Genomic DNA, 13,767 nt, shown 5'->3' on the forward strand with positions numbered 1-13,767 from the left:
ACAATCTCGTGGTAACGTTCCCACACAACAGCAAAGCAGAGCGCCCATGCAACGGAAGCGTCCGACAATAATCGATGTGGCAAAGAAGGCAGGCGTATCGAAGAGTACGGCTGCCCGAGCGCTTTCCGGTGCGTCCAACATTACCGATGATGCGCGGGAACGGGTACAAAACGCTGCGAAAGCTATGGGTTATGAACGCAACGATCTGGCAGTCGGCATGCGATCAGGGAAGACTGGACTACTGGGTCTTGTTGTTCCCGATATTGCCAATGCTTTTTGGGCGGAAGTTGCGCGCGGCGCTCAGGACCGGGCGTTTGAAGCAGGATCTTCGCTGCTTGTCTTTTCTTCTGATTGGCAACTGAACCGGGAAGAGAACCACTTGCGTGCGCTACGTCAGGTGCGGGCAGATGGAGCAATCCTCAATCCGATCTCCGATAGCGTGAGCGGTCTGGATCGTGCTGCCTTGCCATTTGTGCTGATAGGATCAAGCGCCGAGCGCATTCCTGATGTTTCCAGTGTGGGGTCCGATATTCATCAGGCGGTGACGATCGGATTGGATTATTTTGTTTCAATGGGGCACTTTTCACCTTGCCTCATTCTCGGCCCGCACTCACGGATAGCAAGGGCCCGTTTCCTGCGTGCAGTCTACGACCATTGCCTGGCGCGCGATTTCGACCCTGCCTTGCTCGAAATAGAAGATGGGGAATATACGGTCGACGGCGGTTATCAGGCGATGACGCGGCTGATGGCGTCCAAGCGGACAGGCCATCTCTCGATCTTTGCTGCCAACGACCTGATGGCGCTCGGCGCATTGCTGGCCGCGCGTCATGCGGGCCTGCGTTGCCCGGAAGATGTTTCAATCATTGGTTTCGACGGAATCCCGGCAGGAGCATATTCCGACCCGGGACTTACCACCATTGAGAAGCCAGGCAGAGCAATAGGCCGTCAGGCTGTCAACTCCTTGCTTGATGAGATCGAAGGGCGTCCTGATCACGGTCGCATCCATTTACCTTGCCGCCTCATTGAACGTGGCAGTGTGCGCGATCTTTTGCAGCCTGCCATGAAGGTGTTTACCGCTACGGGAGGAGCGTAAGACATGCACGCATCATCAAAAGCCAGACCAACTGTGCAAATTTTTGGGAACGTTCCCATGTCTAACTCATTCAAACGCGGTTTTCGGCGTTGGTGGCCCTTTTATCTTATGATGGCTCCTGGCATCGTGTTCTTTTTCATCTTCCATTATTTGCCTATCTGGGAAGCACGCATCGCGTTCGAACAGGTCAGGATCATACCCCCCAATATCTGGGTTGGGATGAAACATTTTCTCCTGCTGTTTTCTTCACCCATCTTTTGGCAGGTCCTGGTCAATACCCTCATCATCTCGACCATGAAGATGGCGTTCTTCTTCCCAGTGCCAATTCTGGTCGCACTTCTCCTCAATGAGGTTCGCGGTGGCAGTCTGCGAAAGTTCATCCAATCGGCCATCTATCTCCCGCACTTTCTCTCCTGGGTCGTAATCGCCGGCGTCTTTATCGCAGCACTTTCGCCAACCGATGGAGCGGTCAACAATCTGCTTGGGATGGCCGGTATTGCGCCGAGGCCCTTCATGACAGACACAGGTTCCATCCGCTGGGTGCTTGTGTTCACTGAGATCTGGCGCTCGGCCGGCTGGGACAGCCTGCTCTATCTTGCTGCCATTATCGCGATCGACCAGCAGTTATACGATGCCGCGGAAATCGATGGTGCCAATCGCTGGCAGAAGATCAGGCACGTTACCCTGCCCGGTATTGCGCCGACGATTGCCACGCTCTTTATCCTCAATGCCGGCATGTTCCTGAATGCGGACCTCAATCAGGTCATCAATCTTTCCAACGACGTTGTCCGCACGAAGATCGATATTGTGGACACCTATGTCTACCGGATCGGACTTCTGGGCGGCGAATACTCGCTGGCAACGGCGGCTGGCCTGTTCAAGGCGGTCCTTGGCACCATCATGATCACCGCCGCTCACTTTGTATCCAAGCACCTCACTGGCAAGGGAGTCTGGTAATGGCCCTGTCGCGCAAGACTCCGCTCGAACGTATCGAATATGCGTTGATTGTTTCCACATTGCTGCTGCTTGTTGTTGTAACGGTGCAGCCCCTGCTTAACCTCTTGGCCATTTCATTCTCCGAGCCGGCAAAAGTGCCCGGAATGAATGGTTTAACAATTGTTCCAAGCGGCCTTTCATTCGATGTATGGAGTGTCTTGCTGCAACACCCCAATGTGCAACGAGGGATTTTCAACTCCATATTCATAACGGCTTCAAGTACCCTGATTGGCGTCGTCGGTACGGCACTGATGGCTTGGGGCCTATCGCGACCCGGCCTGCCAGGAAGACGGACATTGTTCGTTCTGGTGCTTGTCACGATCGTCTTTGAACCGGGTATCATCCCCGATTATTTCATCAACAAGCGCCTGGGGTTACTCGACAGCTACTGGTCGGTGATACTCTACAAGGCGGTGAACGCCTGGTACCTCATTATCCTTGTGCGGTTCTTTGAGGAAATTCCGGCCGAGCTTCTGGAGGCAGCAGAACTCGACGGCGCAAATGCCTTTCAAGTCTTTTGGTATCTGGTTTTACCCCTTGCCAAACCGGCATTGGCAACGATCTCCCTGTTCTACCTTGTCTTCCATTGGAACGAGTTTTTCCATGCCATGATCTATCTGAATGACCAGAGCAAGTGGCCTCTGCAGGTGGTGCTGCGCCAGTTTGTTATCGATGGAGACAAGCTCGCCATCGTCGGCCTCGATAAGGCCACCAGCAACACCGGTTCCGGGCAAATAGATTTGAGGTCCCTGAAGGCAGGCATGATCATTCTGACGATCGTGCCAATCCTCGCGATCTACCCGCTGATCCTCAAGTTCTTCACCAAAGGCACCATGAGCGGGGCGCTCAAAGGCTGAAGCAGGAATACCCAACAAACGAGAAAAATAAGGAGGAGAATACATGCAACGTATTATTACTTTAATGGCAACAACAGCCCTGACCTTCAGCCTCTTCGTCTCTGTCCCGGCCATGGCAGACCCGGTCAAGATTCGCATCGTGGCCAAAGATTTTGTGCCATCCAACCCCGACGACGTGAAGCACGTTCAACGCATTGAGGACGCACTCAAGGCGCAAGGGGTCGATATTGATATTGAACTCGTCAATCTGCCTTCGTCCGGTTACGCCGACAAGCTATCGGTGATGCTTCTCTCGGGCAATATTCCCGATCTGATCTATTTCCAGGGCGGCGATACCAAGATGGTCGAACAAGGGATTTTGACAGATCTTGGCCCGCTCGTCGCCGATACAAAATACCTCAAAAATGCCTTGTGGCCGCAAAATATCGAGCGCCTGAAAAATTATCCCTACCTGCTTTATGTCTTTCCGGCGCGCGCTCCACAGCCGCTCATTCGCAAGGACTGGTTGGAAAAGACCGGTCTTAAGGCACCGGAAACCGTCGACGACTACGTCACGCTGTTCAAAGCATTGCACGATAGCGATCTGGACGGCAATGGCGTCAAGGATACCTACGGCGTGACGATGGCGGAGAACACCAATGATCTGGATTCAATCTTCAACCAGGCGTTCGGTGTCACCGGCAGTTGGATGAAGAACGCGGCCGGCGGCTGGGTAAGTTCGCGTGTAACAGCACAGGAAAGGAACAAGATCGCATTTTACGCCTCGTTGCGAGCGCAGGGACTTCTCGATCCGGAATACATCACCAACAAATTCGATGTGAAGGAAGACAAATTCTACACCGGCAAGGCTGGAGTGATCTTCTCGTCTTCGGCGGAGAATGTCGATGTTTATCGCGGCAAGATGCGCCAAGTACATCCCGGTACCGAACTTGCCCTGCTTCCTATTCCGAAGGGCCCGGGCGGCACGGGTTTGGCGGCTGTTGACGTTTCGAGGGAATCGCGCGGATTTGCGATCTCCACGCTTTCGCAACACAAAACCGAGGTGATGAAATTCCTCGATTTCATGGCGAGCCCCGAAGGCCAGATGTTCGATCGGATGGGCTTTGAAGGAAAAGAATACACCAAGGACGGTGCCACCTTCACAGTGACCGACAAGATATCAACCTGGTATTCGCGCATCATGGCGGCTGCCAACTGGCAACCGCCGGTCATCTGGCAATCCGAAGCCGCCCAGCAGTGGCTGGCTAATATCAAGACATTCTACAAGCCTGACAACGCCTTTGTCTGGCCTGCCGAATACGCACCCGATCTCGATGCAACCGAGAGCGTGTATCGCGCCTGGGTTTACAAGTTCATCTCCGGCCAGGCCAAGATGGATCAATGGGATCAATATGTTGCCGAATGGGAAAACGCAGGCGGCACGCGTCTCAACGAATATGCAAGGACCATGCTCAATGCAGCCAAGTAATACAAAACCACTTTCTCTGAATGGCCGCATCCGCGCGCTTCTTCACGGCATCGCGTTGGGTGATGCTCTGGGAGCGCCTGTCGAAAAGCTCTCGGCTGGCGAGATTGCCGTGCGCTACGGACGAGTATCCTTGCTCGATACGGATTGGCACAAGATGGCGCTTGATGCTACCGCAAGGAATGGCAGAGTACGCGGCAATGGCATTGTCACGGACGATACGCTGATGACGCTATGCCTCATGGATATCTACAGTGAGACGCGCCGGCACTTGGACGCCTGGGACATGGCGGACGGCATGGTGCGCCAGATAGCGTGGGTCCCGCGATATGTGCCTGAACTGCAGCGCGAAGCAATGTTGATCGAGCGGCTGTTTTATCCGGAAAAATGGATATTTCAGCGTCATCAGCTTGCCTCTTGCGATCCTCGCCAGGGCGGGATCGGCAACATGGTCAATTGTGGTGCAGCCATGTACGTCGCCCCAATTGGGGTTGTGAACGCCTGTGACCCCAAAGGGGCATATGACGAGGCCATAGCTTTTGCCTCGGGCCATCAGGAAAGCTTTGGACTCGAGGCGGCGGGCGTGATGGCTGCAGCTGTTGCCGCGGCCTTTGTACCCGGGACAACGATTGAGGCTGTCATCAATGCGGTTTTGTCTCTTGCCAAGGACGGCACCGCAAAGGCGATCGCCAATATTGCCGACGTGGCGCGCCGGCAGAAACTGGCGGGCGCAGACTATCAGACCCTTGTCGCTGCGTTTCACGCGGCAATGGCCCCCTATTCGCCCATGGGCGATGACGTAAATCACACGCCCGACAAGGCTGGCCGTTTGACGGGTGCCTATCAGCCAAACCGGTTGGGTGCTGTCGAGGAATTGCCGCTGGCATTGGGTTTTTGTCTCTTCAATGATGGCGATTTCCGCAGATCGATTGAAGACGGAATCAACTCCGGACGGGACACGGATTCTATCGGCGTAATGGCAGGCGCAATTCTTGGTGCCATGCACGGCGAAAACGTCATCGCCGCCGCCGATCGCCAGCAAATCGACACGATCAATCGGCTGGACCTCAACGCCGCTGCTGACGTGTTCACGGAAACCGTCAGGATTATCCACGCCGCCGATCAGTCTGTGAGTGAGGTGCGTGCCAGGGATCGAGCGGTCCTGAGCGTCTAGTTAAGAACTTTAAAAGCTGCCGGGAGGAACGGTGCATGTCGGAAATTGAACTTAGAAACGTAGCCAAGGCATATGGCAGCGTGGCCATTCTGGACGATATTTCGCTTGGTATGAGCGAGGGCGAATTTGTCGTGCTTGTCGGCCCGTCGGGCTGTGGAAAGTCCACGCTGCTGCGCATGATCGCCGGACTGGAGGATATCACGTCCGGTGAAATCACCATCGGTGGCAGGATCGTCAATGACATCCCGGCGAAGGAGCGTGATATCGCCATGGTCTTCCAGAGCTATGCGCTTTATCCGCATATGAAAGTCGCAGACAATATGAGCTTTGCGCTGAAGCTTGCCGGCGCTCCAAAGGCCGAGATCAGCAAGCGCGTGACCGAAGCTGCCGAGATACTCGGGCTTGACAAGCTTCTCGATCGTTTGCCGCGCGAACTTTCCGGCGGGCAACGGCAACGCGTGGCCATGGGACGGGCCATCGTTCGTGATCCGCGCGCATTCCTTTTCGATGAGCCCCTGTCCAATCTTGACGCCAAGCTCCGCGTAAAGATGCGCGGTGAAATCAAAAAATTACATCAACGGCTTGGCAAAACGATGGTGTATGTAACCCATGACCAGACAGAAGCCATGACTATGGCCGACAAAATCGTGGTGCTCAACGGCGGAAAGATAGAGCAGGTTGGCGCGCCGCTTGAGCTTTACGAAAATCCATCCAACCTCTTTGTTGCCGGATTTATCGGTTCTCCGGAAATAAATCTGCTGCAAGGTAAGGTCGATGGGCGGTTTGTACGGCTAAGCGATGATTTGCTGCTGCCACTGCCGCCCAGCATTGCTGTTCCTCAAGATACCGGGATCATCTATGGGGTTCGCCCACAGCATATCTATCTGGATGGCAAGGGCTTCGCCGCCGAGGTTGTTCTGGTGGAGCCAACAGGCGACGCGCAAGAAGTCCGGATGCGGCTTGGGATAACGGACGTCACAATGGTTTTACATGAAGCAACACCTATGCGAACAGGTGCGCAGGTCAATGTCGGCTTTGATACGGCAAAAGTGCTGTTGTTTGACAACGAGACTGGCAACCGCATCAAGTGACGCGGTTTCAAAGTAGCTGCCGAGACGGTGGAACTGGGATCATAACCAGCCAGACCGTGAATTTGGTGTTAGAGAAGAGTAGTCTTCTCTCACCCGCATCTGATCACACCCTCCCAGAATTGAGAAATGCTTCTGTCGGTCCAGACTACGAAAATCAGCGATCGAATTTTATGGAGTTTTCTTGCTCACAGCAATTTGAACCCAGCCCCCTTCTTCTTACTACGCACTTGCCAAGTTTGTAGCGGAGCCGCCTGAGCCCTATTGAGTACACTTCAGCATTCATAACTGGGGCGTGTACATGCAAATTGGCATACCCTTGGGCTCGAATTCTTCCTTTGTAAACGCCGATACTGACCAGTTTTACGCATTTTCGATTAGAGACAAAAAATCCACGATAGCTCATCGAAGACTTGGAAATCAGCGGCATTCAGAGGTCTTATCGATACATCGAGTCGTGTCGACTGAAGTGGAGAAATCCCAAAGACCTGAGGATACGAGGGGAATGTTCATAGCGCGTCCAAAGTACGCTCAACCGATTTGCGAAATGCGAATGCGAGACGTGCTAGGGTTTGCCTGCTCCTACTGTGATGCTGGAGAATAAATCATCGTCGATATCACCTTTGTCAGAGCCGACGTTAACACCCGCAACCGGGCGATAGCGGCCGTCTCGATAGGCCAGACTGAAGTGCACAGGCTGGTCGAAGCGATTGCTTGAATGGCATTCCGCGGCCGTTTTGGTTGACGTCTCGTGCATCACCGTCTGTTCGACCCGCAGTTCGCGATAGCCTGGTTCCTTTTTGGGAGCAATTGTGAGTGTACGCTTGATCGTCGTCGAGCTACCACTGCAGTCCCCGTCATTTTCACCATTCGTGCGCTCCATAATCAGTCCATCCAGCACCCGTTCAATGCCGCCATTGTTAAAAGTGTAGAGCCAGAGCGCATGTTCGTCATAGGGATTAACACGCGAACTGCCATTTTGCGAAGTGCGCAGACCAAAGGCGCGCAGATCACTACTCACATCGTAGCGGGCCGTATCGAGTTCGAGGCTGCTGAACTGAATGGCATCGGAGAAGGCCATGCCCGTCTCGATACGTCTGGCGAGCAGCTTGCCAGTGGTGCGATTGAAGACAATGATCTCCACATCTCCCTTGTTCTCGCCCTCAGCTGGCGGGACGGCCTCGAGTATCGGTATCGCAGCCAGGGTGAGTTCCGGCCTGTAGGGCCAGACCTTGCACACCACGTTGTCGGGATTGATCACCTGGGCATAGCCACCACTTTTGACAGCCAAACCGTCTGCGACCTGCTCTGCCTTAGGATAAGCCTGCTTGAGCAAGGTATCTGTGATATCGCAATCCGCAAGGGCGTGGGTCGGCAGCATCATGGCGAATGTTGTGATGCGCAGTACAGCGGTGAATTTCATCAACTGATCATTTGACCTTCTGAAACAAAGATTGAGTCTGAACAAGCTTTCTCAACGGCACCGTAACCTTAGCTTTCATCAAGGTAAAATACTGTTGTTGAGTTTCATCACCGGTTGATTCATTTTATCTCGATTGACCACGGTCGATCGAGATAAAATGAAGACAGACATGAGTTTCTTATGGACCCGCTAGGTCAGAGTGAAATGGCTAAAGGGATTAATCCGATACAGAAATCAACAAGTGCCCCACAAAACGTAATGCTCCCCCATTTTGCCCGTTGATCACAACGGATACTCTCCAGGCACGGTCCCTGAACCAACACCAACTGCGGGCGTCCGCTGTTGACCATTAAGCTTTGGGTGCTTTCCGCTTCAATTCGATGCAATTGTCGGGTTTCGGATTTTGATCGCATTGCGTGGGCGTGGCAAAGTCCATCACGTCACCCGGGCCGGTCACAAGCTTGAACTTGAGAGCTTCATCATAGGTCAGCATAAGCATGTCGCTGGCCGGAACTGTGAGCATCCGCTCAAGAAGGGACGACTCAGCTCCCATCCCTGTCAAATATGCGTTGAGTTGCCTTCGGGTGTCTCTGCTTAGCTTTGTCGTTGTATAGGTTCGGGTGGGTTCGCGCCCGATGATCTTCTTGTCGATTATCTTTTTCTTGCCATTCACGATCCGATAGCGGGTTTGATAACGAACCATGCTCTGTGTGACAGTGGTGGTCATTTGATGGATACCAATTTGCGAAGACGTCCCTACGAGCCGTTTTACCCCGCCAGCCAAGACGTATGGGCAAGCGGACATACAATATGCCCAGACCGGATAAACAAATCCGGCGTAGGCACCGTCCGGATAATTCGGTCGGCAGCCCTCTTGATCCGGCCCGCAACCACTATAGTTGGTAAAACCCACAGCCGTGATCAGACCGCGCTCGCGGATCAAGCGTCCCATCTCCATCGCGGCCAGCACGGCTCCTCCATTTGAATCGATGACGATGGGCAAGCGCCGCTTGCCGAGCTTCTGCAGAACCTTGCGGAGTTTCGACGGTGTATCAGGCTTGATCGTACCATACGCAGATATCCATTCCGGACAAGATGGCTCACAGGTCGACGTTGCACTGCGTACGATGGCAAAACGCATGTCTGAAGCACGCGTCAGTGGTGACTTGGCCGAGCGTTTCGGAGGCGCGTACGGATTGGAAACAATGGTGGGAGGGGGCGGAATATCCGGTCCCTTTGCAGGGATATTTGTTTCGCTCGCCGGGCCAGGCGTTGCAAGCGGCGCCTGGTCTGACATCGCCGCAAAAACCGGCGTCAACGCAAAACACGCAAACATAACCGTTGCCGCAATGCGTAAAATGCTGGGCAGGCGCGCAAACAGCACCGAAAACGACAGAACTTTGTCCCTCTTCATGCTTTCCCCACAAGCAAATTCCAGGATTGGATATAAAGCATATTTATTACCTTTCCTGCATGGCCTGTGACGAGATTTCGGCGAGCGGCGAGAACAGATATTCGAGAATGCGGCGCTTTCCGGTCTTGACCTCCACAGTCACGGACATGCCTGGAGAGAGAGGCATTGCTCGCCCATCGACATTGATCTGGGTCACATCCGGCCGGATGGTGACGGGAAAGACGAGGTTCTGCATGCGCTGGGCATTGCCGGTGGGAATGATGCTCTGCAGCTCTTTCGCCGCAGCGCCTTCCAGCGCTTGAGCATCCGGTTCGGGAATGGCATCGGTGGCAATGCGGGTCACTTTGCCCTCGATGATGCCGTAGCGGGTGAAGGGGAAGGCCTCGACCTTGATGACGGCGGTCTGGCCGTCTCGCACAAAGCCGATGTCGCGGTTGGGAAGATAGGCCTCGATCTCGAGCGAGGCATTTTCCGGCACGATGCGCATCAGCTCGCTGCCTGCGGTGACCACCTGGCCGATGGTGGTGACGGCCGAGGCCTGCACGGTGCCATCGATCGGGCTCAGGATGGTCATGGAGGAGCGGCGCTTGCTGGCCTTGATCAGCTGCTGTTCGAGTTCATCGACGCGGCGCGCCGCTTCCGACTGCTTTTGCACATTGTCGGAGAGAAAGCTGCCGACGAGTTTTGCCGCCTCGCTTAACGCGACATCAAGCGCAGCCCGCGCCGCTGCCAGCTGGCCGGTCTGCGTGACGAGACTGGCCGCGGCCTCCTGCTGCGATTGCAGGGCATCGATGACCTGGGCGCGCGAACCGGCGGCCGTCGGGATCAGCTCGGTGCGCATGGAGACGCGTTCGGTCAGGGTTTTGACCAGAGCCGTCTGCGCGGCGATCGTCCGGGTCAGGCTGTCGATCTCGGTCTGGCGCTGGCGGCGCGTCGCGTCGAGATTGGCAAGCGATGAGTGCAGCTGCGTCGTATCGGCCCGGTAGATCAGCTGTTCCCGGTGGCGGATCGGTTCGGAGATGCCGGCGGTAAAGGCCAGCGGCCGCTCGGTGATGCGGCCAATGTTCCATATCCCCTTCTCCTGCCATTCGGTAACGGTTGCCAGCACCGCTTCGCGGCGGGTGACTTCGGCGCGGAACGCTTGAAGGCTGACGGCAAGCGCGGTTTCCTCTGACTTGATCTCCGTGTCATCGAGCGCAACCAGAATGTCGCCCGCCTTGACTTGGCTACCGTTGGTGACCGGGACCGTTTTTGTTCGCCCGAGCTCGATCGACTGCACGATCTTGACCCGGCCCGTCGGCTGCACTTTGCCTTGCGCCGTTGCGACGATGTCGAACGTGCCGAGATAGCTCCAGATGAGCGCGCATGTCGCCAGGATGCAGATGAACCAGATGAAGGCGGTGCGGATGGGTGAGGCCGGTGTTTCCAGGATCTCCAGCGCCGCCGGCAGGAACTCATTGTCGGCGCGCTGGCGTTTGATCGCCTTCAGCCTTGCCTTGCCGGCTTTTTCCGGTTGGGCCTTTCCGGGATTGTCAGGGGCTGCCTCGAGAGGTTTCATGCCTGGTTGCTCCCCGACTGCAACTGCCACAGATGGGCGTAAAGACCGTTCTCTTTGGCAACGAGCGTGTCGTGCGTTCCCTCTTCGACAATCCGCCCGTCCTTCATGCCGATGATGCGGTTGCAGTAGCGCACGGTGGCAAGCCGGTGGGCGATGATGATCACGGTGCGGCCGCGCACGATCTCGCGCATATTGGCAAGGATGATCCGCTCGCTCTCATAGTCGAGCGCACTGGTGGCTTCATCCAGGATGAGGATCGGCGGATTGGTGGCGAGCGCCCGGGCAATGGCCAGCCGCTGGCGCTGGCCGCCGGAAAGATTGGCGCCGCGCTCCTCGATCAGCGTGTCATAGCCGCGCGGCAGTTTTGAGATGAACTCGTCGGCCCCCGACAACTGCGCCATGCGCATGGCCGCTTCGCGCGACATGGCGGGATTGGCCAGCACGATATTGTCGTGGATGGTGCGGTTGAACAGCATGTTTTCCTGCAGCACCACGCCGATATTGGAGCGCAGCCAGGCGGGATCGACCTGGGCAATGTCTTGCCCGTCCATGAACACCTGGCCATTGCTGGGGATATAGAAGCGCTGTACCAGCTTGGTCAGGGTCGACTTGCCCGATCCCGACGGGCCGACAATGCCGATGACTTCGCCGGGTCTGACCGTCAGGTTGATATCCTTCAAAACGTCCTGCGCATCGGGGGCATAGCGGAAGGTCACCGACTTGAAGGTCAGGGCACCCTTGGGTGCCGGCAGCGAGACGGCAATGGCCGGGCGCGGCTCCTGCGGCGCATTCAGGATATCGGCAAGGCGCGAGACCGAGACCTGCACCTGCTGAAAGTCCTGCCAGAGCTGCGACAGGCGCAGGATCGGCTGCGCCACCTGGCCCGCGATCATGTTGAAGGCGACCAGCGCGCCGACGGTCAGTTCGTCATTGATCACCGCCTGCGCCCCGAAGAGGAGAAGTGCCGCACTCGTGACCTTGCTGACATATTGAATGGCGTTCTGGCCCTTGGCAGCGAGCATGGTGGCGGCAAAGGACGAGCGGATATAGGCGGCCAGCCGCTCCTCCCACTGCGCCGCGACAACCGGCTCGACCGCCGCCGCTTTCAGCGTCTGCACCCCGACCACCGTCTCCACCAGCAATTGCTGGCTGAAGGCCCCCCGGTCGAACTTCTCGTCGATCTTCTCTTTAAGAAACGGACGGATGAGAAAGCCGATGGTGAGATAGAAGGGAATGGAGGCCACGACGATCCAGGCGAGCTTGGCCGAATAGGCAAACAGCACGAAGATGAAGATGATGGTGAAGATGAAGTCGAGCCCGGAGAACAGGCCCTGCCCGGTCAGAAAGTTGCGGATGGTTTCAAGCTCGCGTACCCGCGCCACGGTCTGGCCCGCCGCCCGTGTCTCGAAATAGCTGAGCGGCAGGTTGAGCAGATGCCGGAACAGCCGCCGTCCGAGCTCCACATCGATGCGGTTGGTCGTGTGCGACAGCGCATAGGTGCGCAAATATTGCAGCACCACATCGAACAGCCCGATGGCGGCCAGCCCCACCACCAGAACGATCAGCGTGGAATAGCTGCGATGCGCCAGCACCTTGTCGACCACCACCTGGAAGAACAAAGGCGTGACCAGCGCAAACAGCTGCACGAACAGCGAGGCCAGAAGCACATGACCGAGCGAGCGGCGATAACGCCACAGCGACGGCAGGAACCATTTGAAGTCGAACGTGTCGCGGGACACGCCTGCCCCCGCGAACCGCCGCTGCACCAGAATGAACGTGCCGCCGGTCAGCTGCAACAGTTCGGCAACCGGCACCTCGCGCGAGCGGAAATCCACCGGATTGACAACCCGGCACATCCCCTCGGCATTCGCACCGCCAAAAATCGCAAACGAGCCGTCGATAAGGCAGGCAATCGCCGGAACCGGCAGCGCCGCGATCCGCTTGCCGTCCCGCGCCACAACCTTGCGCGCCTTCAGGCCAATGGAACCTGCCGCCCGCAGGATATCGTCGGCGGCAGCTGGCCCTGTCAGTGCATATTCCCGCGCCAGTGTCTCCGGCCGCGCGGCAATCCGGTAAAAGCCGGCAATCGCCACAAGCGCGATCAGGCCACTGTCCGCCGCCCGCTCGTCAGGCACACCCTTCGACGCCGGTGGATCCACATCCTCCGAACTTACCCTGTCCATTCGTTGAAACACCTTTGTAGTAGTACCATGCACATGATCTCTGGATGGCGCTTTGCATCGCGTGCCACAGGCATAGATTATTGCAACCGGTTTGCAGTCGTCAGGAGCCGGCTCATTGCTTCACAAGTACCTTACGGATTTTGGGGGATAAGTTTGGGCCGTTGACGGACTGGACATCTGACAGCGATATTCGACCGTCTGACAATGCTTCGACCATACGCTGGCAATACAACCGCGCAACCTTATCTTCAGAGGTTCCCATGAGCTTGGCCATGCGCTCGTGAGAACGTGCCGATTTGTATGCGACTCCTGCGATGCACTCCGAAAGGACATGAGCCTTGGCGGTTGGATTTGAAAGCTGCTTTCTTGTGGCCATGCTGTTCACACCGGTCGAACTGCAGCCGCCGATGACGAGTACTACACTGAGCAGAACCATTGTATTTCGAATTTTCACGATTAACCTCTGGGCGGATTGATTGCTGTTATTGTTGTGATTGTGTTATGGGACGATGCGCG

Annotated in this window: 11 protein-coding genes; 6 read left to right on the top strand and 5 right to left on the bottom strand. The window is 56.2% G+C overall.

The window, feature by feature from the left end; all coding sequences use genetic code 11:
- Positions 1 to 46 precede the first annotated feature (46 nt).
- From RDL77_RS07165 to RDL77_RS07190, 6 genes are read left to right on the top strand one after another with little or no spacing between them, the layout of a single operon-like run.
- Entirely contained in the window at positions 47 to 1,093 is a 1,047-nt protein-coding gene (locus tag RDL77_RS07165; protein WP_288192332.1) for a LacI family DNA-binding transcriptional regulator, read from the top strand.
- Between the two features lie 3 nt (positions 1,094 to 1,096).
- Positions 1,097 to 2,050 carry a sugar ABC transporter permease gene (locus RDL77_RS07170; protein ID WP_288192333.1) on the top strand — a complete coding sequence of 318 codons (954 nt, stop codon included), beginning with the start codon at positions 1,097 to 1,099 and terminating at the stop codon, positions 2,048 to 2,050.
- Positions 2,050 to 2,946 carry a carbohydrate ABC transporter permease gene (locus tag RDL77_RS07175; RefSeq protein ID WP_288192334.1) on the top strand — a complete coding sequence of 299 codons (897 nt, stop codon included), beginning with the start codon at positions 2,050 to 2,052 and terminating at the stop codon, positions 2,944 to 2,946. The genes RDL77_RS07170 and RDL77_RS07175 overlap by 1 nt, the downstream gene beginning before the upstream one ends.
- Before the next feature lie 43 nt (positions 2,947 to 2,989).
- A complete protein-coding gene (locus RDL77_RS07180; protein WP_288192335.1) occupies positions 2,990 to 4,414 on the top strand; it encodes an extracellular solute-binding protein in 1,425 nt (474 codons plus the stop codon).
- Complete coding sequence (locus RDL77_RS07185) at positions 4,401 to 5,585, top strand: ADP-ribosylglycohydrolase family protein (RefSeq protein ID WP_288192336.1); 1,185 nt, start codon at positions 4,401 to 4,403, stop codon at positions 5,583 to 5,585. Before RDL77_RS07180 ends, RDL77_RS07185 begins: the two co-directional genes overlap by 14 nt.
- Before the next feature lie 35 nt (positions 5,586 to 5,620).
- Positions 5,621 to 6,676, top strand: coding sequence for an ABC transporter ATP-binding protein (locus RDL77_RS07190; RefSeq protein ID WP_288192337.1), 1,056 nt, complete (start codon positions 5,621 to 5,623; stop codon positions 6,674 to 6,676).
- A gap of 562 nt (positions 6,677 to 7,238) precedes the next feature.
- On the opposite strand, the gene RDL77_RS07195 is transcribed toward RDL77_RS07190, so the two are convergent.
- The 5 genes from RDL77_RS07195 to RDL77_RS07215 form a co-directional block, all read right to left on the bottom strand.
- Entirely contained in the window at positions 7,239 to 8,096 is an 858-nt protein-coding gene (locus RDL77_RS07195) for a hypothetical protein (RefSeq protein ID WP_288192338.1), read from the bottom strand.
- A gap of 349 nt (positions 8,097 to 8,445) precedes the next feature.
- On the bottom strand, positions 8,446 to 9,510 hold the full coding sequence (locus RDL77_RS07200) for a hypothetical protein (protein ID WP_288192339.1): 1,065 nt from the start codon (positions 9,508 to 9,510) through the stop codon (positions 8,446 to 8,448).
- A 46-nt stretch (positions 9,511 to 9,556) separates the two neighbouring features.
- Positions 9,557 to 11,068, bottom strand: a complete 1,512-nt coding sequence (locus RDL77_RS07205) for an HlyD family type I secretion periplasmic adaptor subunit (protein ID WP_288192340.1) — start codon at positions 11,066 to 11,068, stop codon at positions 9,557 to 9,559.
- The gene (locus tag RDL77_RS07210) at positions 11,065 to 13,251 is read right to left on the bottom strand and encodes a type I secretion system permease/ATPase (protein ID WP_288192341.1); all 2,187 of its coding nucleotides are present in this window, start codon (positions 13,249 to 13,251) and stop codon (positions 11,065 to 11,067) included. Before RDL77_RS07210 ends, RDL77_RS07205 begins: the two co-directional genes overlap by 4 nt.
- A 112-nt stretch (positions 13,252 to 13,363) precedes the next feature.
- Entirely contained in the window at positions 13,364 to 13,705 is a 342-nt protein-coding gene (locus RDL77_RS07215) for a hypothetical protein (protein WP_288192342.1), read from the bottom strand.
- Positions 13,706 to 13,767: the final 62 nt, after the last annotated feature.

The sequence above is a fragment of the uncultured Phyllobacterium sp. genome, from assembly GCF_902479695.1.
GTDB classification, from domain to species: domain Bacteria; phylum Pseudomonadota; class Alphaproteobacteria; order Rhizobiales; family Rhizobiaceae; genus Phyllobacterium; species Phyllobacterium calauticae.

What these genes read in the sequence shown, in the direction of transcription:
- RDL77_RS07165 (WP_288192332.1), top strand. Translation starts at nt 47, where the DNA reads ATGCAACGGAAGCGTCCGACAATAATCGATGTGGCAAAGAAGGCAGGC.
- RDL77_RS07170 (WP_288192333.1), top strand. Translation starts at nt 1,097, where the DNA reads ATGCACGCATCATCAAAAGCCAGACCAACTGTGCAAATTTTTGGGAAC.
- RDL77_RS07175 (WP_288192334.1), top strand. Translation starts at nt 2,050, where the DNA reads ATGGCCCTGTCGCGCAAGACTCCGCTCGAACGTATCGAATATGCGTTG.
- RDL77_RS07180 (WP_288192335.1), top strand. Translation starts at nt 2,990, where the DNA reads ATGCAACGTATTATTACTTTAATGGCAACAACAGCCCTGACCTTCAGC.
- RDL77_RS07185 (WP_288192336.1), top strand. Translation starts at nt 4,401, where the DNA reads ATGCAGCCAAGTAATACAAAACCACTTTCTCTGAATGGCCGCATCCGC.
- RDL77_RS07190 (WP_288192337.1), top strand. Translation starts at nt 5,621, where the DNA reads ATGTCGGAAATTGAACTTAGAAACGTAGCCAAGGCATATGGCAGCGTG.
- RDL77_RS07195 (WP_288192338.1), bottom strand. Translation starts at nt 8,096, where the DNA reads ATGAAATTCACCGCTGTACTGCGCATCACAACATTCGCCATGATGCTG.
- RDL77_RS07200 (WP_288192339.1), bottom strand. Translation starts at nt 9,510, where the DNA reads ATGAAGAGGGACAAAGTTCTGTCGTTTTCGGTGCTGTTTGCGCGCCTG.
- RDL77_RS07205 (WP_288192340.1), bottom strand. Translation starts at nt 11,068, where the DNA reads ATGAAACCTCTCGAGGCAGCCCCTGACAATCCCGGAAAGGCCCAACCG.
- RDL77_RS07210 (WP_288192341.1), bottom strand. Translation starts at nt 13,251, where the DNA reads ATGGACAGGGTAAGTTCGGAGGATGTGGATCCACCGGCGTCGAAGGGT.